The sequence below is a fragment of the Nocardia neocaledoniensis genome (assembly GCF_029868625.1).
Classification (GTDB): Bacteria; Actinomycetota; Actinomycetes; order Mycobacteriales; family Mycobacteriaceae; genus Nocardia; species Nocardia neocaledoniensis_A.
The window spans coordinates 15,883-39,008 of the sequence record NZ_JARWOJ010000285.1 but is presented as its reverse complement, the minus strand read 5'-3'; the positions used below and the strand labels follow the sequence as shown (position 1 = coordinate 39,008).

At 71.4% G+C, this 23,126-nt stretch carries 1 protein-coding gene; it reads left to right on the top strand.

Translation table 11 applies throughout. The features are described 5' to 3' along the window. The coding region (locus QH270_RS21775) for a non-ribosomal peptide synthase/polyketide synthase (protein WP_432420402.1) at positions 1-23,104 on the top strand (23,104 nt) is incomplete at its 5' end. Positions 23,105-23,126 lie beyond the last annotated feature (22 nt).

Below are 23,126 nucleotides of genomic sequence, written 5' to 3'. Positions count from 1 at the left end.
GCGCCGCTACCCCGAGCTGACCCAGGTGTGGCCGCTGGCCGCGCTGCAGGCCGGCCTGTTCTTCCACGCCCGCCTGGCTGCCAGCTCGGTCGACGTCTACACCGCGCAGGCGGTCCTGACGCTGACCGGTCGCGTCGACGCCACCCGTCTGCGCGCCGCCGCCCAGGCCCTGCTCGACCGGCACGAGACCCTGCGCACCGCGTTCGTCACCGACGGCGACGGCAACGCCGTGCAGATCGTCCTCGACCACGCCCAGGTCGCGTGGACCGAACACGACCGCAGGGTGTCTGATGGCGGTGCTCCCGAGGGCTCTGCGTGGTCACGCTCCGCTACCGCCTCCGAGCCCGCCGGTCGCACCGCGGAGACCGGCGAGTTCGCCGACCTCGTCGAGGCCGACCGCAATGCCCGCTTCGACCTGGCCGCGCCGCCGCTGATCCGGTTCACCCTGATCCGGGTCGCCGAGCACGAATGGCGCTTCGTGGTGTCCAACCACCACATCCTGCTCGACGGCTGGTCGACCCCGCTGGTGATGCGCGACCTGCTCGCGCTCTACGCGCTGCACGGCGACGCGAGCGCGCTGCCCGCCGTCCGCTCGTACCGGCACTTCCTGGAATGGGTCGCCCAGCAGGATCATTCGGTGTCGGTCGCGGCGTGGTCGGACGCGCTGCGCGGCGTCACCGAGCCGACCCTGCTGGCCAGGCCCGACGCGAGCCGCGAGATCACGGCCCTGTCCGACGAGTACCTGTTCGACCTCGACGAGCCGACCACGGCGCGCCTGGTCGCCCTCGCCGCCGAGCTCGGCGTCACCCCGAACACGGTGCTCCAGGTCGCCTGGTCGATCGTGCTCGGCCGGATGACCGGCCGCGACGACGTGCTGTTCGGCACCACCGTCTCCGGCCGCCCGGCCCAGCTGTCCGGTGTGGAATCCATGGTGGGCCTGTTCATCAACACCGTCCCGGTGCGTGTGCGCTTCGACGCCGCCGAGTCGGTGCGCGAGGTGCTCACCCGGACCCAGGGGGAGCAGGCCGACCTGCTCGATCACCACTACATCGGCCTGGCCGAGATCCAGTCGGCGGCGGGCATCGGCGGGCTGTTCGACTCGCTGGTCGTCTTCGAGTCCTACCCGGTCGACGCCGAGGGCATCAAGGCCCAGGCCGCCGACATCGACGGCATGGCCGTGACCGGCCTCGACGCCGCCGACGCCACGCACTACCCGCTGTCGCTGATCGCCCAGCTCGACACCAAGCTGCGCATCCGCGCCGGCTACCTGAGCGATCTGTTCGACGCCGCCACCGTGCACCGCATCGCCGAACGCCTGATCCGGGTGCTCACCGCGATCACCGCCGAACCCGGTGTGGCCGTGGGCGATATCGAACTGCTCGACGCCGCCGAGCGCGCGCTCGTCGTGCGCGAGTGGAACGCCACCGCGCACGAGGTGGACCAGCGGGCCACCCTCGTCTCGATGTTCGAGGCGCAGCTGGCGAAGACCCCGCAGGCGACCGCCCTCACCTTCGAGGGGACGAGTCTGTCCTACGCCGAGTTCGCCGACGAGGTGTACCGCCTGGCGCGCTGGCTGATCGATCGCGGCGTCGGCCCGGAAAGCTATGTGGCCCTTGGCATGCGCCGCTCTATCGACCTGGTGGTCGGCATGTACGCGGTGAGCGTGGCCGGTGGCGCCTACGTGCCGCTCGACCCCGATCATCCGGCCGAGCGCACGGAATACATTCTGGCGACGGCCGATCCGGTGTGTGTGCTCACCTCGGGCACCGATCTCGAGATCGACACCGCCCAGGTGCGCATCGACCTGCTCGATCTGGAGGGCTACGCGGAGACCCGCGTCACCGACGCGGAACGCGGTACGCCGCTGCGTCCGTCGAATACCGCGTATGTGATCTTCACGTCGGGTTCGACCGGCCGCCCGAAGGGTGTGGCCGTGAGCCACGGTGCGATCGTGAACCGTCTGGTGTGGATGCAGACCGAGTACGGTCTGACCGCCGACGATGTGGTGTTGCAGAAGACGCCTGCCACGTTCGATGTGTCGGTGTGGGAGTTCTTCTGGCCCTTGCAGATCGGCGCGCGCCTGGTCGTGGCGAAGCCGGACGGTCATCGTGATCCGGCTTACCTGGCTGAGATCATCCGTACCGAGGGCGTCACCGTCACCCACTTCGTGCCGTCGATGCTCGCGGTCTTCGTCGCCGACGCCGCGGCCGCGCGCTGCGAGTCGCTGCGGCTGGTGTTCGCCTCGGGCGAGGCGCTGCCGCCCAAGCCCGCGCACCGGCTGCGCGAGCTCACCGGCGCCACGCTGCACAACCTGTACGGCCCCACCGAGGCCGCGGTCGACGTCACCTTCCACGAGGTCGTCGACACCGACACCGACACCGTCCCGATCGGCGCCCCGGTGTTCAACACCGAGGTCTATGTGCTGGATTCGCGGCTGCGGCCGGTTCCGGTGGGTGTCGCGGGTGAGCTGTACCTGGCGGGCACTCAGCTGGCGCGCGGCTACGTCGCGCGGCCCGATCTGACCGCCGACCGCTTCGTCGCCAACCCGTTCGAGGACGACGGGCAGCGCATGTACCGCACCGGCGACCTCGTCGCCTGGACCGAGCACGGCGAGCTGGAATACCTGGGCCGCACCGACTTCCAGGTGAAGCTGCGCGGTCTGCGCATCGAGCTGGGCGAGATCGAGTCGGCGCTGACCGGCCTCGACGAGGTCGCCCAGTCGGTGGTCGTGGTCCGCGGCGATCAGCACACCGGTGACCAGCTGGTGGCCTACGTCATCCCCGCGCCGGGTCGCAGCGTCGACATCGAGGACGCCCGCGAGCAGCTCGGCGAGAACCTGCCCGCCTACATGGTGCCCGCGGTGATCGTCGTCCTCGACGAGTTCCCGCTCAACGCCTCCGGCAAGCTCGACCGCAAGGCGCTGCCCGCGCCCGTGTTCGAGGCCGCGGTGTTCCGCGCGCCGACCACGCCGGTCGAGGAGATCGTCGCCGCCACCTTCGCCGAGGTGCTCGGCCTGGAGCGGGTCGGCCTCGACGACGACTTCTTCGCCCTCGGCGGCAACTCGCTGACCGCGACCCGCGTCGCGGCCCGCCTGTCGGCCGCGCTCGAGTCCGACATCGGCGTGCGCGAGCTGTTCGAGTCGGCCACCGTCGCCGCGCTGGCCGCTCGCGCCGAGACGCACTCCGGTACCGATCGCCGGGCCGCGCTGGTCCCGCAGCAGCGCCCCGAGCGGGTGCCGCTGTCGCTGGCCCAGCAGCGCATGTGGTTCCTCAACCGGTTCGACCCGGAGTCCGCGGTCGACAACATCCCGGCCGCCGTGCGGCTGTCGGGCCTGCTCGACCGGCAGGCGCTGCAGGTGGCCGTGGCCGACGTGCTCGCCCGCCACGAGTCGCTGCGCACCTACTACCCCGAGGTCTCGGGCGCGGCCCACCAGGTGATCGTGCCGACCGGCAAGGTCATCCCCGACCTCGCGCCGATCGACACCACGGCGGCCGAACTGCCGCGACGACTCGCGGACCTGGTCCGCACCGCGTTCGACGTCACCGCCGAGGTGCCGTTCCGGGCCGCGCTGTTCGAACTGAGCCCGACCGAACACGTGCTCGCTCTCGTGGTGCACCACATCTCGGCCGACGGCTTCTCCATGGGCCCACTCACCCGCGACGTGATGACCGCCTACAGCGCCCGCGTCGAGGGCGCCGAGCCGGCCTGGCGTCCGCTCGAGGTCCAGTACGCCGACTTCGCCCTCTGGCAGCGCGCCGTGCTCGGCGACGAGGACGACGCCAAGTCCGTGATCTCCCAGCAGATCTCGTTCTGGGCCGAACAGCTGCGCGGCCTGCCCGAGCAGCTCGACCTGCCCGCCGACCGGCCGCGTCCGGCGGTCGCGAGCGGTCGCGGCGCCACCCACACCTTCGAGATCGATGCCGACACCCACGCGGCGCTGACGGAACTGGCCCGCACCCGCGGCGCGACGCTGTTCATGGTCGCCCACGCGGCGCTGGCCGTGCTGCTCTCGCGGCTGTCCGGGGAGACCGACATCGCGATCGGCACCCCGATCGCGGGTCGTGGCGAGCGCGCGCTCGACGACCTGATCGGCATGTTCGTCAACACCCTGGTGCTGCGCACCGAGGTCGACGGCGACGCCGGCTTCACCGAGCTGCTCGGCGAGGTCCGCGCCCGCGACATCGCCGCGTTCGGTCACGCCGACCTGCCGTTCGAGCGCCTGGTCGAGATCATCAATCCGGCCCGTTCGCAGGCGCGCCACCCGCTGTTCCAGGTGATGCTGTCGTTCCAGAACACCGGCCAGACCAGCCTGGAACTGCCGGGCCTCACGGTCAGCGGCGTCGACCTCGCGGTCGACGTGGCCAAGTTCGACCTGCAGGTGGTGCTCACCGAGAAGCCCGCCGACTCGCCCTCGGGCATCGTCGCCGAGCTGATCTACGCCACCGATCTGTTCGACGCGGCCACCATGGACGGCTTCGGCGCCCGGTTCGCCCGCCTGCTCGCCGAGCTCGCGGCCGACCCGACCCGTGCCGTCGGCGACATCGCGCTGCTCGATGCCGCCGAGACCGCGCTCGCCGTGCGCGGGTGGAACGACACCGCGCGCGAGCTGCCCGCCGCGGGCACCCTCGTCGAGGAGTTCGGGCGCCAGGCCGCGGCCACCCCCGACGCGGTCGCCCTCGTCGACCCCGGCACCGGCGCCACCCTCACCTACGCCGAATTCGCCTCGCGCGTACACCGTTTGGCGCATCGCCTGATCGAGGCGGGCGTCGGCCCGGAGACCCTGGTCGCGCTCGGCCTGCGCCGGAGCATCGACCTGGTCGTCGCCGCGTACGCGGTGCAGGAAGCGGGCGGCGGCTACGTGCCGCTCGACCTCGACCAGCCCGCCGACCGCATCGCCTACGTGCTCGAGACGGCCGCTCCCGTGGTCGTCCTCACCACGGGCCGCGAGGCCTTCGACGCGGGCGAGCTGCCGACCCTGGCCATCGACACCCTCGAGGTGGCGGCCTACTCCGACGCGCCGGTGACCGATGCCGAGCGCCTCGCGCCGCTGCGCCCGCAGCACCCGGCCTACGTCATCTTCACCTCGGGTTCGACCGGCCGCCCGAAGGGCGTCGCGGTGCCGCATGCCGCCGTGGTCAACCAGATCCGGTGGATCACCGGCGAATACGGCATCGGCGCCGACGACGTGGTGCTGTTCAAGACCCCCGCCACCTTCGACGTGTCGGTGTGGGAGCTGTTCGGTCCGCTCAGCACCGGCGGCCGGATCGTCGTGGCGAGCCCCGACGGCCACCGCGACCCGCAGTACCTCGCCGATGTCATCGCCGCTCAGCGCGTCACGATGACCTCCTTCGTGCCGTCGATGCTGACCGTCTTCGCGGGCAGTGTCGATCCCGAGGGCGCAGCTCTGTCCTCGCTGCGCGCCCTGCTGATCGCCGGTGAGGCGTTCACCGGTGACGCGGTGGCCGCGTTCCGGCGCGTCAGCGATGCCGCCCTGTTCAACCTGTACGGCCCCACCGAGTTCACCGTGCACGCGACGCACGGCCCGGTCGCCGACCAGGTCGACGGCGCCGTCCCGATCGGCGCGCCGGTCTGGAATTCGGCTGCCTACGTGCTGGATTCGCGTCTGCACCCGGTCGCCGCCGGCGTCGCCGGTGAGCTGTATCTGGCCGGCGCGCAGCTGGCGCGCGGCTACTTCGGCCGCACCGATCTCACCGCCGACCGCTTTGTCGCCGACCCGTTCGGCGGCGCGGGCGACCGCATGTACCGCACCGGTGACCTCGTGCGCCGCGACGCGGACGGTGTCATCACCTATCTGGGCCGCACCGACTTCCAGGTGAAGCTGCGCGGTCTGCGCATCGAGCTCGGCGAGATCGAGGCCGCGCTCACCGCGCACGAGACCGTCTCGCAGGCTGTGGTGGTCGTGCGTTCGGACGCCCGCACCGGCGACCAGCTCGTCGGCTACGTGGTGGCCGCCGCGGGCGCGACCGCCGAGATCGACGCGCTGCGTACACATCTGGCCGCGCAGCTGCCCTCGTACATGGTTCCGGCCGCGTTCGTGGCACTCGACGAGATGCCGCTGAGTGCCAACGGCAAGCTGGACCGCCGTGCCCTGCCCGACCCGGTGTTCGAGGCACGCGAATTCCGCGCGCCGAGTACGCCGATCGAGGAGATCGTCGCGACCACCTTCGCCGAGGTGCTCGGCCTGTCGGGTGACCGCGCCGTCGGCCTCGACGACGACTTCTTCGACCTGGGCGGCAACTCGCTGATCGCCACCCAGGTGGTCGCCCGCCTCGGCGCCGCCCTGGACACCCGCGTCCCCGTGCGCGTGCTGTTCGAGGCGCCCTCGGTCGCCGCGCTCGCCGCCAAGGTGGAATCGCACGCGGGCAGCGGCAGCCGCCGCGAGCTCGTCGCCGGGCCGCGCCCGGAGCGGATCCCGCTCTCGCTGGCTCAGCAGCGCATGTGGTTCCTCAACCGGTTCGACAGCACGACCGCGGTCAACAACATCCCGCTGGCCGTGCGCCTGACCGGTGACCTCGATGTCGAGGCGCTGCGCCAGGCCGTCGCCGACGTGGTCGAGCGGCACGAGGTGCTGCGCACGGTCTACCCCGAGACCGCCGACGGCCAGGGTGTGCAGGTCGTGCTGCCCGCCAACCAGGCGCCGATCTCGCTGACCCCGATCACCGTCGACGAGGGCGAGCTGCACGCCCGCATCAGTGCCGAGGTGCTCACCGCCTTCGACGTCACCGCCGAGGTCCCGGTGCACGCCGCCCTGTTCCGTATCGCCGGTTCGATGGACGGTTCGCAGCCCGACACCCACGTGCTGGTGTTCGTGGTGCACCACATCTCCGGTGACGGTTGGTCGGTGCGCCCGCTGGCCCGCGACGTGATGATCGCCTACGCGGCGCGCTCGCGCGGTGAGGCGCCCGGCTGGGCGCCGTTGCCGGTGCAGTACGCCGACTTCGCGCTGTGGCAGCGCGAAACCCTCGGCGCCGAAGACGATTCGTCGTCGATGATCGCCCAGCAGGTCGCCTACTGGTCGGCGCACCTGGCGGGGCTGCCCGATCAGCTCGACCTGCCCACCGATCGGCCGCGCCCGGCCGTGGCGTCCAACCGCGGTGGCGTGCACGAGTTCTCGATCGATCCGGCGCTCACCGCGAGCCTGAACGCGCTGGCCCGGGAACACGGTGCCAGCCTGTTCATGGTGGTGCACGCCGCGTTCGCCGCGCTGCTGGGCCGCCTGTCCGGCACCGACGACATCGCCATCGGCACCGCCGTCGCGGGCCGCGGCGAGGCCGTGCTCGACGACGCGATCGGCATGTTCGTCAACACCCTCGTGCTGCGCAGCGCGATCGACCCGGCCCAGCCGTTCGCCGAGCTGCTCGCGCAGACCAGGGAGAACGACCTGGCCGCGTTCGGTCACGCCGACCTGCCGTTCGAGCGCCTGGTCGAGATCCTCAACCCGGCCCGTTCGCAGGCGCGGCATCCGCTCGTGCAGGTGATGCTGTCGTTCCAGAACACCGGTGAGGCCTCGTTCGAGCTCCCCGGCCTCGAGGTCGCGGGTGTGCCGCTGGACGTGGTGACCGCCAAGTTCGACCTGCACCTGAACCTGACCGACCGCTACCGCGCCGACGGCTCGGCCGACGGCATGGCCGCCGAATTCGCCTACGCCACCGACATGTTCGAGCCCGCCACCATCGCAGCGCTCGCGCAGCGCCTGGTGCGGATGCTCACCGCGGTCGTCGCGGCGCCGGCCACGGCGATCGGTGAGGTGGACCTGCTCGACCAGGCCGAACGCCGCCGCGTGCTCACCGACTGGAACGCCACCGCGCACCCGGTCGACGAGACCGCGACGCTGGTGTCGATGTTCGAGGCACAGGCCGCGACCAGCCCGAACGCGCCCGCCCTCACCTTCGGGGGGACAACGCTGTCCTACGCCGAGTTCACCGCACAGGTGAACCGCCTGGCCCGTCACCTGATCGCCCAGGGCGTCGGCCCGGACACCATGGTCGCGCTCGGCATGCGCCGCTCGCTCGAGCTGGTGGTCGGCATGTACGCGGTGAGCGTGGCCGGTGGCGCCTACGTGCCGCTCGACCCCGACCACCCGGCCGAGCGCACCCATTACGTGCTCGAGACCGCGGCACCGGTCTGCGTATTGACCACGGCCCGTGACGGTTTCGACGCGGGTTCGGCCACCGCGCTGAACATCGAGAGCCTGGACCTGGCCGGGTACTCCGCCGCGCCGGTCACCGACGCCGAGCGGATCGCCCCGCTGCGTCCGTCGAATACCGCGTATGTGATCTTCACGTCGGGTTCGACCGGCCGCCCGAAGGGTGTGGCCGTGAGCCACGGTGCGATCGTGAACCGTCTGGTGTGGATGCAGACCGAGTACGGTCTGACCGCCGATGATGTGGTGTTGCAGAAGACGCCTGCGACGTTCGATGTGTCGGTGTGGGAGTTCTTCTGGCCCTTGCAGATCGGCGCGCGCCTGGTCGTGGCGAAGCCGGACGGTCATCGTGATCCGGCCTACCTCGCGGAGATCATCCGTACCGAGGGCGTCACCACCGCGCACTTCGTGCCGTCGATGATGTCGGTGTTCGTGGCCGAACTCGCCGAATCGGCCGCCGTCGCCCTGGCCGACGGTCGAGCGAACGGCAGCAGCCTGCGCCTGGTCTTCGCCTCCGGTGAGGCGCTGCCCGCGCCGACCGCGCAGCGGCTGCGCGCGCTCACGGGTGCCGCGCTGCACAACCTGTACGGCCCCACCGAGGCCGCGGTCGACGTGACTTTCCACGAGGTCACCGACGCCGACACCACCTCGGTGCCGATCGGCGCGCCGGTGTTCAACACCCAGGTGTACGTGCTGGATTCGCGCCTGCACCCGGTGCCCGTCGGCGTTCCCGGCGAGCTGTACCTGGCCGGTGTCCAGCTGGCGCGCGGCTATGTCGCCCGGCCCGACCTCACCGCCGACCGCTTCGTCGCCGACCCGTTCGGTGCCGACGGCGCCCGCATGTACCGCACCGGTGACCTCGTCACCTGGACCGCCGATGGTGAGCTGGAATACCTGGGCCGCACCGACTTCCAGGTGAAGCTGCGTGGTCTGCGGATCGAGCTGGGTGAGATCGAGTCCGCGCTCACGGCGCTGCCGTCGATCGCGCAGTCGGTGGTCGTGGTCCGCTCCGAGGAGCGCCTCGGCGACCAGCTGGTGGGCTACCTGATCCCGGCCGCCGGCATCACCATCGATCTCGACGCCGTGCGCACCGAACTCGGCGGCGCGCTGCCGGGCTACATGGTGCCGACCGCGTTCGTGATCCTGGACGCCTTCCCGCTCAACGCCTCCGGCAAGCTCGATCGCAAGGCGCTGCCCGCGCCGGTGTTCGAGGCCAAGGTGTTCCGCGCGCCGTCGACCCCGATCGAGGAGATCGTGGCGGGCACCTTCGGCGACGTGCTCGGGGTGACCCGGGTCGGCGCCGACGACGACTTCTTCGAACTCGGCGGCAACTCGCTGCTGGCGACCCAGGTCACCGCCCGCATCGGCGCCGCCCTGGACACCCAGCTCTCGGTCCGCGACCTGTTCGAGGCGTCCACGGTGTCGGCGCTGGCCGCCACCGTCGAGCGCAACGCCGGTTCCGGCCGCACCCGCCCGCGCCTGACCGCGGGGGAGCCGCCCGCCCGTATCCCGCTCTCGCCCGCCCAGCAGCGGTACTGGTTCCTCAACCAGTTCGACACCTCCACCTCGGCGGTGGACAACATCCCGCTGGCCGTGCGCCTGACCGGCGAACTCGACGTGCCCGCGCTCGAGCAGGCCATCGGTGACGTGTTCGCCCGGCACGAGATGCTGCGCACCACCTACCCGGCCTCGCCCGACGGCCCGCACCAGGTGATCCTGCCCATCGCGCAGAGCCGTGCCGAGGTGCACCACATCGCGGTCGACGAGGCCGAATTGCTCGGCGCCGTCATCGAATTCGCGATGACCACGTTCGATGTCACCCGCGAGGTGCCGCTCAAGGTGGCCCTGTTCGAGCTCAGCGAGACCGACCGGGTGCTCGCCTTCACCGTGCACCACGTCTCCGCCGACGGCTCGTCCATGGGCCCGCTGGCGCGCGACATCATGGCCGCCTACGTGGCCCGCGTGCAGGGTGAGGCGCCGCAGTGGGCGCCGCTGCCGGTGCAGTACGCCGACTACGCGCTGTGGCAGCGCGAGGTCCTCGGCGACGAGGCCGATCCGGCCTCGCTCGCGGCCAAGCAGGTCGCCTACTGGACCGAGGCGCTGGCCGGGCTGCCCGACCAGCTCGAACTGCCCGCCGACCGGCCGCGCCCGCCCGCGCAGTCGTTCCAGGGCAAGGCGATCCGCTTCGAGATCGACCCCGCCCGCCACGCGGCCCTGCACGAGCTGGCGCGCGCCAACAACGCCTCGCTGTTCATGGTCGTGCACGCCGCCCTCGCGGTGCTGCTGGCCCGCCTGTCCGGCACCGACGACATCGCGGTCGGCACCCCGATCGCGGGCCGCGGTGAGCGCGAACTCGACGACCTGATCGGCATGTTCGTCAACACCCTGGTGTTCCGCACGGCCATCGACCCGGCGGCCTCCTTCGCCGACCTGCTCGCCGACGTGCGCGAACGCGACCTCGAGGCCTTCGCCAACGCCGACGTGCCGTTCGAGCGCCTGGTCGAGGTGCTCAACCCGGTGCGCTCCACCGCGCGCAACCCGCTGTTCCAGGTGGGTCTGTCGTTCCAGAACCTGGCCGACACCACCTTCGAACTGCCGGGTCTCACGGTCAGCGCCGTCGACTACGACTCGCAGCTGGCCAAGACGGATCTGCACGTCACCCTGTACGACCGCTACACCGACGACGGCGCGCCCGCCCAGCTGGTCACCGAATTCGGCTACGCCATCGACCTGTTCGACGAGGCGACGGTCCAGAGCTTCGCCGACCGCTTCCTGCTCGTGCTCGACGCGGTCGCCGCCGACGCGAGCGTCCCGGTCGGCGATATCGACCTGCTCACCGCGCCGGAATCGGAGCGGATCGTCACCGCGTGGAACGACACCGCGCACGCGATCGACACCGACGCCACCCTGGTGTCACTGCTCGACGCGACCGTGGCGGCCACCCCGGACGCGATGGCGCTGGTCGTCGACGAAGCCGAAGGCCGCCGCGAACTGAGCTACGCCGATCTCGACGCCGAGGTCAACCGTCTCGCGCGGCACCTGATCGAGCGTGGCATCGGCACCGAGGACCGGGTGGCTCTGGCCATCCGCCGCTCGGCCGAACTGATCATCGCGATGTACGCGGTGGCCCGCACCGGTGCGGCCTACGTGCCGATCGACCCCGATCAGCCCGCCGAGCGCACCGACTACATCCTCGAGACGGCCGCGCCCGCGGTCGTGCTGACCACGGCGAACGCCGAATTCAGCACGGCGGCGGCGGACGTGGTCGTCCTCGACGAACTCGACCTGGGCGCTGTCAGCCCGGCGGCGATCACCGAGCGTCGTGGGGAGCTGCTGCCCGCGAACACCGCGTACGTGATCTTCACCTCCGGCTCGACCGGCAAGCCGAAGGGCGTCGCCGTTCCGCACGGCGCGATCGTCAACCAGTTGCTGTGGGAGGCCGCCGAATTCGGGATCGGCGCGGACGACGCGGTGCTGCTCAAGACCGCGGCCACCTTCGACCTCTCGGTCTGGGAGTTCTGGACCGCCGCCGTCACCGGCGCCCGCCTGGTGGTCGCCACCGCCGACGGCCACCGCGACCCGGCCTACCTGAACGACCTGATGCGGGCCACCGGCGTCACCACCCTGCACGTGGTGCCGTCGATGCTCGACGCGCTGCTCACCGAGTCGGGTGCGGCGCTGCCGCGCACGCTGCGCCGGGTCCTCGCCATCGGTGAGGCGCTGCCCGCGTCCACCGCGCAGCGCTTCCGCGGCGCCAACACCGCGGCGCTGTTCAACCTGTACGGCCCGACCGAGGCCGCGGTCTCGATCACCAGCCACGCGGTCACCGACGCCGACCAGGTGTCGGTCTCGATCGGCGCGCCGGAGTGGAACAGCCGTGTCTACGTGCTGGATTCGCGCCTGCGCCCGGTGCCGGTCGGTGTCTCGGGTGAGCTGTACCTGGCCGGCGCCCAGCTGGCGCGCGGCTACTACGGCCGCGCCGACCTGACCGCCGACCGGTTCGTCGCCGACCCGTTCTCCGGCGCCGGCGAGCGCATGTACCGCACCGGCGACCTGGTGGCCTGGAACGCCGACGGCGAACTGGACTACCGGGGCCGCACCGACTTCCAGGTGAAGATCCGCGGCTTCCGCATCGAGCTCGGTGAGATCGAGGCCGCGCTGCTGCGGCAGCCCGGCATCACCGCCGCCGCGGTGCTCGCCCACACCGATCCGGTGGTCGGTGACCGCCTGGTCGCCTATGTCGTCGCCGACGCCCCCGACATCGACAAGATGGCGTTGCGCGCCGCGCTGGGCGCCGAGCTGCCCTCCTACATGGTTCCGACCGTGTTCCTCCAGCTCGACGCGCTGCCGCTGAACGCCAACGGCAAGCTGGACCGCAAGGCGCTGCCGGAGCCCGAGGTCGAGAAGGCCGTGTTCCGCGCGCCGGTGAGCCCGAGCGAACAGCTCGTCGCCGCCACCTTCGCCGAGGTCCTTCGCCTCGACCAGCCGCGACCGGCGGGCCCGGAGGCGGTAGCGCAGCGTGACCACGCAGGGCCCTCGGGAGCGGCTGCGTCTGGCACAGCCAAGCGCTTCGGCCTCGACGACGACTTCTTCGCCTGGGGCGGTAACTCGCTGCTGGCCACACAGGTCGCCGCCCGCCTCGGCGAGGCGCTCGACACCCGCATCCCCGTGCGCCTGCTGTTCGAGGCGTCGACGGTGTCGGCGCTGGCGCACCGGATCGAGCAGCACGCCGAGACCGGTGACCGCAAGGCGCTCACCGCCGGTCCGCGCCCGGAGCACATCCCGCTGTCGCTGGCGCAGCAGCGCATGTGGTTCCTCAACCGCTTCGACACCCAGTCGGCGGCCTACAACGTGCCCGTCGCGGTCCGCCTCACCGGTGACCTCGACGTGGCCGCGCTGCGCGCCGCGATCATCGACCTGGTGTCGCGCCACGAGATCCTGCGCACGGTCTACCCGCAGACTGAAGCCGGTGCGGCCCAGGTGATCCTGTCGCCCGCGCAGGCCGCGCCGGAACTGCTGGAACGCACCGTGGCCGCCGACGAGATGGAATCGGCTGTCGCGGAACTGATGTCGACCGTCTTCGACGTCACCGTCGAGGTGCCGTTGCGGATCGCGCTGTTCCGGGCCGAGAGCACCGAGGCCGAGCCGGTGGCCGCCGAGTTCGGTCCCGCCCGCGTGGTCACCGGCGATTTCGTGCTCGCCATGGTCGTGCACCACATCTCCGGTGACGGTTCCTCCGTCGCCCCGCTGACCCGCGACCTGATGACCGCCTACGCGGCCCGCTCCGCCGGTCAGGAGCCGGGCTGGTCGCCGCTGGCCGTCCAGTACGCGGACTACAGCATCTGGCAGCGTGAGCTGCTCGGCAGCGAGGACGACCCGGACTCGATGGCGGCCAAGCAGGTCGCGCACTGGAAGCAGGCCCTGGCCGACCTGCCCGATCAGCTCGACCTGCCCGCCGACCGGCCGCGCCCCGCGGTGCAGACCTTCGCGGGCAGCAAGGTCGACGTCCAGATCGACGCCGACACCCACCGCGCGCTGGTCGAACTGGCCCGCGCCGAGGGCGCGACGCTGTTCATGGTCGTGCACACCGCGCTCGCGGTGCTGCTGGCCCGCCTGTCGGGCACCGACGACATCGCCATCGGCACCCCGATGGCCGGTCGTGGCGAGGCCGTCCTCGACGACATGATCGGCATGTTCGTCAACACCCTGGTGTTCCGCACCAAGGTCGACGGCGGCGAGGCCTTCACCGAGCTGCTGGCCCGCCAGCGCGAGGACGACATCGCGGCCTTCGCCAACGCCGATGTGCCGTTCGAGCGCCTGGTCGAGGTCCTCAACCCGGTCCGCTCGACCGCGCGGCACCCGCTGTTCCAGGTGGGTCTGTCGTTCCAGAACCTCAGCCGGGCCACCCTGGAACTGCCCGGCCTGCGGGTGTCCGGCCTCGACATCGATTCGCAGCTGTCGCAGTTCGACCTGCACCTGATCGCGACCGACCGCTACGGCGACGCCGGTGAGCCCGAGGGCATTTCGGGCATCTTCACCTACGCCACCGACCTGTTCGACCACGCCACGGTCGAAGGGTTCGTCGAGCGGTTCGTGCGCCTGCTCGGCGCGATCGTCGAGACCCCGCGCACCGCGGTCGGCGACATCGACCTGCTGGCCCCGGCCGAACGCGCCCAGGTGCTGACGGCCCGCAACGCCACCGCCTACACCGTCGAAACCGAGGCCACGCTGGTCTCGCTGCTCGACGCGACCGTGGCGGCCGATCCCAAGTCGACCGCCCTGGTCACCGACGACGGCGCGCAGCTCAGCTACGCCGAACTCGACGCCAGGGTCAACCGCCTCGCCCGCCACTTGATCTCGCTCGGTGTCGGTCCCGAGGCCAGGGTCGCGCTGGCGCTGCGCCGCTCGGTGGATCTGGTCGTCGCGATGTACGCGGTGGCCAAGTCCGGCGGCGCCTACGTGCCGGTCGACCCGGATCAGGCGGCCGAACGCACCACCTACATCCTCGAGACGGCGGCACCGGTCTGCGTGCTGACCGACGCCGACGCCGAGTTCGCCACCGATGTCGCGCCCGTGGTGCGCATCGACGAACTCGGCCTCGACGACGTCAGCGCCGCACCGATTTCCGACGCGGAGCGCACCGAGCCGCTGCGCCCGGCGCACACCGCGTACGTGATCTTCACCTCCGGTTCGACCGGCAGGCCGAAGGGCGTCGCGGTGCCGCACGGCGCCATCGCCAACCAGTTGCAGTGGAAGCTGGTCGAATTCGGCATGGACGCCGCCGACGCGGTGCTGCTCAAGACCGCCGCGACCTTCGACCTCTCGGTCTGGGAATTCTGGTCGGCCGCCGTCTGCGGTGGCCGCCTGGTGATCGCGGCGGCCGACGGCCATCGCGATCCGGCGTACCTGAACGAGCTGATGTCGCGCGAGTGGGTCACCACCCTGCACGTGGTGCCGTCCATGCTCGACGCGCTGCTGGCCTCCGGCATGCCCGATTCGCTGTGGCGGGTCCTGGCGATCGGTGAGGCGCTGCCGGGTTCGCTCGCGCAGCGGTTCCGCACCGCGTTCCCACGCACCGAGCTGTTCAACCTGTACGGCCCCACCGAGGCCGCGGTGTCGATCACCTCGCACCGGGTGAACGCGGCCGACCAGGGCTCGGTCTCCATCGGCGCGCCCGAGTGGAACAGCCAGGTGTACGTGCTGGATTCGCGTCTGCACCCGGTGCCCGACGGTGTCGCGGGTGAGCTGTACCTGGCGGGCGCGCAGCTGGCGCGCGGCTACTTCGGCCGCGCCGACCTGACCGCCGACCGCTTCGTCGCCAACCCCTTCACCCCGGGCACCCGCATGTACCGCACCGGTGACCTGGTGGCCTGGACCGACGGCGAACTCGATTACCGGGGCCGCACCGACTTCCAGGTGAAGATCCGCGGCTTCCGCATCGAGCTCGGCGAGATCGAGGCCGCGCTGCTCGCGCTGCCCGAGATCGCGCAGGCCGCCGTCATCGCCAAGTCCGATCCGCGCACCGGTGACCGCCTCGTGGCCTACCTCGTCGGTGGGGACATCGATGTGGCACAGGTGAAGTCGACCCTGTCCGAGGGGCTGCCGTCGTATATGGTGCCTGCGGCGTTCGTCGTGCTCGACGCGCTGCCGCTCAACGTCAACGGCAAGCTCGATCGCAAGGCGCTGCCGGAGCCGGAGTTCGAGGCCCAGGCCTTCCGCGCGCCGTCCACCCCGATCGAGGAGATCGTGGCGGGCGTGTTCGCCGACGTGCTCGGCACCGACCGCGTCGGCGCCGACGACGACTTCTTCGCCCTCGGCGGCAACTCGCTGCTGGCCACCCAGGTCGCGGCCCGCCTCGGCGCCGCGCTCGACAGCCGGGTGCCCGTGCGCCTGCTGTTCGAGGCCTCGACCGTGGCCGGTCTCGCGGTGAAGGTCGAGCAGGGCGCCGGCGCCGGTGGGCGACGCGCGCTGGTCGCCGGACCGCGTCCGGAGCGGGTGCCGCTCTCGCTCGCGCAGCAGCGCATGTGGTTCCTGAACCAGTTCGACACCAGCTCGGCCGTCAACAACATCCCGGTCGCCGTCCGCCTGACGGGCGAGCTGGATGTCGAGGCGCTGCAGCTGGCCGTCGCCGATGTGCTGGCCAGGCACGAGACCCTGCGCACGGTGTACCCGTCCACCGACGGCACCCCGCACCAGGTGATCCTGCCGGTCGAGGGCAACGTCCCCGATCTGACGCCGGAGACCGTCGCGCCCGACCAGGTCCCCGACCGGATCGCGGCACTGATCTCCACCGGCTTCGACGTGCTCGACGAAGTTCCGTTGCGCGCCGAGCTGATGCGCGTCGCGGACGGCGAGTTCGTTCTCGTCTTCGTCGCCCACCACATCAGTGCCGACGGCTGGTCCATGGGCCCGCTGACGCGCGACGTGATGATCGCCTACGCCGCCCGCGCGGCCGGGGAAGCCCCGGGCTGGGCGCCGCTGCCGGTGCAGTACGCCGACTTCAGCATCTGGCAGCGCGAGGTGCTCGGCGCCGAGACCGACGAGACCAGCCTGATCTCCCAGCAGGCCGACTACTGGAAGCGCGCGCTCGCCGGCGTCCCCGACGAGCTCAACCTGCCGCTGGACCGGCCGCGTCCGAGCACGCAGTCCTTCGCCGGTGGCCGGGTGCTGTTCCCGATCGACACCGAGATCCACGCCGGACTCTCGGCGATCGCCCGCGAGCAGAACGCGACGCTGTTCATGGTCGTGCACACCGCGCTCGCGGTGTTCCTGGCCCGCATGTCGGGCACCGAGGACATCGTCATCGGCACCCCGATCGCCGGTCGCGGCGAGGCCGAACTCGACGACGTGATCGGCATGTTCGTCAACACGCTGGCCCTGCGCACGCAGGTCGGCGCCCAGCTCGGCTTCACCGAGCTGCTGGCCCAGGCCAAGGAAGCCGACCTGGCCGCGTTCGCCCACGCCGACATCCCGTTCGAGCGTCTGGTGGAACTGCTCAACCCCGAGCGCTCCACCGCGCGGCACCCGCTGTTCCAGGTGGCGCTGTCGTTCGAGAACCTGCCCGACGCGGGCTTCGAACTGCCGGGCCTTTCGGTCTCGGCGGTCGACTTCGACGTCGACACCGCCAAGTTCGACCTGCTCCTCACCGTGCGTGAGGCGGGCGAGGGTGACGACGCGGGCGCCTACGCCGAGTTCTCCTACGCCAGCGACCTGTTCGACCAGTCCACGGTCGAGAAGTTCGCGCAGCGCTTCCAGCGGCTGCTGGCCGAGGTCGTCGCCGACACCACCACCCCGGTCGGTGACCTCGAACTCCTCGACACCGTCGAACGCGCCGAGCTGCTCACCCGCACCGGCGGGCCCGCCGCGTCGACGAGCACCCTGCCGGAGCTGCTGGCCCAGGCCGTGGCCGCCAACCCGGACGGTCAGGCGCTCGTCGCACCGGGCGAGCCGGTCGACGTCGGTCTCGCCCGCGCGCTCGCCGCGGTCGGCTCCGACGACCAGGACGCGCTGTCCACCACGGCGGTGTCCGCGCTGACCTACGCCGAGCTCGACGCGGCGTCCTCGCGACTGGCGCGGGTGCTCATCGCGCGCGGCGCCGCGCCGGAGACGGTCGTCGCCATCGCCATGCAGCGTTCGCTCGACACCACCCTGGCCATCTGGGCCGTGATCAAGTCCGGTGCCGCGTTCCTGCCGGTCGACCCGAAGTACCCGGCCGAGCGCATCGCGCACATGATGTCGGATTCCGGTGCGGCACTGGGGATCACGGTGTCGTCCGAGGTCGATCACCTGCCCGCGCCCGCGCTGGGCGAGTGGCTGGTGCTCGACGACGCGGTGCTGCGGGCCGAGATCGCCCAGCAGTCCGACGCGCCGATCACCGACGCGGACCGTCGCGGCGCCGTCCGAACCGGCAATACCGCCTACATGATCTACACCTCGGGCTCGACCGGCCTGCCCAAGGGCGTCGTGGTCAGCCACACCGGTGTGGCCAACTTCGCCGCCGCCCAGGTGGCGCAGTTCGGGCTCGGCAAGGACGCGCGCACGCTGGCATTCGCGTCGCCGTCGTTCGACGCGTCGATCCTCGAGTTCCTGCTCGCGGTCGGCTCGGCGGGCACGCTGGTCATCACGCCCGTCGGCGTGGTCGGTGGCGAGGAACTGGCCGAGATCATCGACGGCCAGCAGCTCACCCACGTGTTCCTGACCCCGCTGGTCGCGGCCTCGATGGAACCCGCGGCGCTGGCCGGGCTGGAAGCGCTCATCGTCGGTGGCGACAAGGCCCCCGTCGACCTGGTCGCCAACTGGCACAGCGTGGGCGCCGATCCGGCCCGGCACCGGTTCTACAACGCCTACGGCCCGACCGAGGCGACCATCGCGACCAACCTGTCCGACGCGCTGCTGCCCGGCGACACCATGAACATCGGTGGACCGATCGCGGGCGCCACCGTCTACGTGCTCGACAACCGGCTGCGGCCGGTGCCCGAGGGCGTCGCCGGTGAGCTGTACCTGGGCGGCGTCGCCCTGGCCCGCGGGTACCACGCGCGCCACGGCCTCACCGCCGAGCGCTTCGTGGCCGACCCGTACGCCGACGGCGAGCGCCTGTACCGCACCGGTGACGTCGTCGCCTGGCGCACCGTCAACGGCAAGCCGGTCGTGGAGTACGTGGGCCGCAACGACTTCCAGGTGAAGATCCGCGGCTTCCGGATCGAACTCGGCGAGATCGACGCGGTCCTCACCGCGCACGACGACGTCGAGTTCGCCGCCACCATCGGCCGCACCACCGACGCGGGCGCCACCATCCTGGTGTCCTACGTGCGGGCCACCCCCGGCGCGGCCGCCGACCCGGCCGCCCTGGTGGAGTACGCGGCGCAGCAGCTGCCCGCGCACATGGTGCCCGCCGCCGTCATGGTGCTCGACGAGATCCCGCTGACCCCCGCGGGCAAGCTGGACCGGCGCGCGCTGCCGGAGCCCGTGCTGGCCCCGCGTGAGTTCCGCACGCCGACAAGCGAAGTCGAGGCGATCATCGCCACCGTCTTCGCCGAGGTACTCGGTGTGGACGCCGTCGGGCTCGACGATTCGTTCTTCGCCCTCGGCGGTGACTCGATCCTGTCCATCCAGCTGGTCTCCCGGGCCAAGGACCGTGGCGTGCTGTTCAAGCCGCGCGACGTGTTCGAGAAGCGCAGCGTGGCCGGGCTGGCCGAGATCGCCGTGCTCGCGGGCGATGCCGAGCAGATCGTGCTCGAGGAACTGCCGGGCGGCGGTGTCGGCGACATTCCGATGCTGCCGATCATGCGCCAGATCCTCAGCGGCGGTTCCACCTACGACCGGTTCTCCCAGTCGATGGTGCTGCGCCTGCCTGAGAACATCACCGACGAGGTGCTGCACGCCACCATCGGCGCGGTCTTCGACCATCACGACGTGCTCCGTTCGCGGGTCGCGCGGGTCGTAGCGGAGCGACCGGCAGGCCCGGAGTCGGTAGCGGAGCGTGACCACGCAGGGCCCTCGGGAGCGGAGCAGTCAGACGCAGGTGAGTGGGTCTTCGAGGCGCTGGCGCCCGGCGAGGTCGACGTGACCGCGCTGGTGCGGCGGGTCGAGGTGCCGGGTGAGATCGGTGACGAGGAGCTGTCCAAGCTGGCCAGCGTCGAATACGACGAGGCCATGGGCCGACTCGATCCGGCCGGTGCCGCCATGGTGCAGTTCGTCTGGTTCGCCTTCGGCGAGAACACCGACGGGCCGCGTCGTCGCGACGCGCTGCTCATCGTCGGCCACCATTTCGTGATCGACGGTGTGTCCTGGCGCATCCTGATCCCGGACCTCGGCATGGCCTGGGGCCAGATCGCGGCCGGTCAGCAGGTGGCGCTGCCCGCCAACGGCACCTCGATGCGGCGCTGGGCGCACAGCCTGGTGGAGCAGGCGAGCGAGCGTCGCGCGGAACTGCCGTTCTGGCGCGAGGTCTCCACCACCGCCGATCCGCGGCTGGGCGCGCGGGCGTTCGACCCGAAGGTCGACACCTTCGCCACCGTCGACCGGGTGCAGGTCACCCTCTCGCCCGAGGTCACCGACGCGGTGCTCACGGCGATCCCCGGCCTGTACCACGGCGGCGTCAACGACGGCCTGCTCACCGCGCTCGCGCTGGCCGTATCCCGCTGGCGCGGTGACGAATCCGGTACGGCGGCGCTGATCAAGCTGGAGGGCCACGGCCGCCAGGAGGAGATCGTCGCCGGTGCCGACCTGTCGCGCACCGTCGGCTGGTTCACCACCGCCTTCCCGGTCCGGCTCGACCTGGCCGGCGCCGATCTCGACGACGCCTTCGCCGGCGGCGCCACGCTCGGTGCGGTGATCAAGTCGGTCAAGGAGCAGATGCTCGCCGTGCCCGACAAGGGCATCGGCTACGGCATGCTCAAGTACCTGACCGCCGAGGGCGCCGAACTGCCGAGCGTCGGCCAGATCAGCTTCAACTACCTCGGTCGCGCCACGGCCGGCGAGATCCCCACCGAACTCGCCGAACTCGGCTGGGTGCCGGTCGCGGATCTGGGGCAGCTCGACGCCGAGATGGACCTGGACATGCCCGCCAACGCGACGCTGGACATCAACGCCATCGTCAACGACGGCGACGAGGGCCCGCAGCTGGGCGCGAACATCGCGTTCCCGACCGGGCTGCTCACCGCCGAGCAGGCCAGGGAGTTCGCCGATCTGTTCGTGGCCGCGCTCACCGCGCTCGCCACGCACGCGCGCCGCGGCGACGCGGGTGGCTTCACCCCGTCCGACATGCCGCTGGTGCGGGTCGAGCAGTCCGACCTCGAGCTGTGGGAGACGAACTACCCGGCCATGGCCGAGGTGTGGCCGCTCTCGCCGCTGCAGGCCGGCCTGATGTTCCACGCCATGCTCAGCTCGGCCACCTTCGACGTGTACACCGTGCAGGCCGTGCTCGACCTGACCGGCACGCTCGATGTCGACCGGTTGCGTGGCGCGGCCCAGGCCGTGCTCGACCGGTACCCGAACCTGCGGACCGCGTTCGTCACCGATTCGGCCGGTCAGCCGGTGCAGGTGGTGCTGTCCGAACTCGAGGTGCCGTGGCGCGAGGTCGATCTCACCGATCTGCCCGCCGAGGAGCGCCTGCCGCGGATGCAGCAGCTGCTGCGGGCCGACCAGGCGAACCAGTTCGACATGGCGACCGCGCCGCTGATCCGCTTCGGCCTCTACAAGACCGAGGAGGAGAAAGCGCACCTGGCGATCACGGTGCACCACATCCTGCTCGACGGCTGGTCGATGCCGCTGCTCATGCGCGACCTGCTGGTGCTCTACGCGGTGCACGGTGACCTCACCGCGCTGCCGCGGGTGGCCTCCTACCGCAACTTCCTGTCGTGGCTCTCGGGCTGGGATCGGGAGCAGTCGCTGCGGGCCTGGTCGGACGCGCTGGCCGGGGTCGAAGGCCCCACCCAGCTGGCGCCCGCGCCGCGCGGCGAGGAGCGCTACGAACTCGACAAGATCATCGTCGAGATCGACAGCGACCGCACCAGGTCGCTGAGCAAGCACGCCGGTGAACTCGGCGTCACCGTGAACACGCTGCTCCAGACCGCGTGGGGCATCGTCATCGGTCGCCTCACCGGCCGCGACGACGTGGTGTTCGGCGCGACCGTCTCCGGTCGTCCGGCCGAGCTGCCCGGCGTGGAGTCCATGGTCGGCCTGTTCATCAACACCCTGCCGGTGCGGATCCAGATCGACGACCGGATCAGCGCGGAGGAGCTCACCAAGCGGGTGCAGTCCGAGCAGGCCGAACTGCTCAGCCACCACTTCGTCGGCCTCTCCGACATCCAGCGGGTGGCGGGCGCCGGTTCGCAGTTCGACACGCTGCTGGTGTTCGAGTCCTACCCGATGGACAAGGACGCCGTCACCGCGGCGAGCTCGATCGACGGCATGCAGGTCACCGGTGTCGGCCTCGACGACGCCACCCACTACCCGCTGACGCTGGTGGTGATGGCCGAGTCGACCATCGAGATCACGATGAAGTACCTGACCAGTACCTTCACCGCCGACGAGATCCGCACGCTGTCGCAGCGCCTGCTGCGCGTGCTCGACGAACTGCTCGACAACCCGACCGGCCTGGTCGGCGACATCGACATCCTCGACGCGGGCGAACGCGCGCGGCTGCTCGCCGAATCCGGTGTGACCGCCGCTGTTTCGGCTCCCGTCGCGGCGAGCGGAGTCGGCGCGCAGACGGTGGCCAAGGTGCTCGGTGAGGTCGTCGAGGCCGATCCGCAGGCGCCCGCGCTGCTGCGCGGGGACAGCGAGATCGCCTACAGCGCACTGGATCGCAAGTCCTCGCAGCTGGCCCGCGTGCTGATCGCGCGCGGTGCGGGCCCCGGCGACGTGGTCGCGATCTCGCTGCCGCGCGGCGTGGATTCGGTGCTGGCCGCCTGGGCGGTCCAGAAGGCCGGTGCCGCGGTGCTGTTCGCCGGTGCGCTCACCGGCGTCGAGATCGCCGCGGCCGGTGCGTCCTTCGGCATCAGCGACGCTCCGGTCGCCGGCGTCGCGGGTGAGTGGCTGGTACTGGCCGACGTGGAAGCCGAGATCGCCGCCGCCGCGGCGCATCCCGTCTCCTACGCCGACCGCACCCGCCCGCTGTCCGAGGACCACCCGGCCTTCGTGGCGGTCACCGGCGGCGAGACCGCGACGCTCACCCAGAGCGCCGCCGTCGCCCTCGCCAAACGCCTGCGCACCACTCACGGCGTCGACTACGAATCCACCACCTACACCACCCACGCCTCCGGCCCGGCCGCCATCCAGGAATTCCTGGTCGCGGCCACCGCGGGCGCCCTGTCGGTGCTCCCCGACGGCTCGGTCGAAGACGACCTGGCCGACGGCGAGGTCACCCACTGGTTCGTGGTCCCGGGCGACGCCACCGACGCCGCCGACGGCGAGGTCACGGTGATCGTGGCGGAGTAGGACATGGCTCGCCTACCGGGGT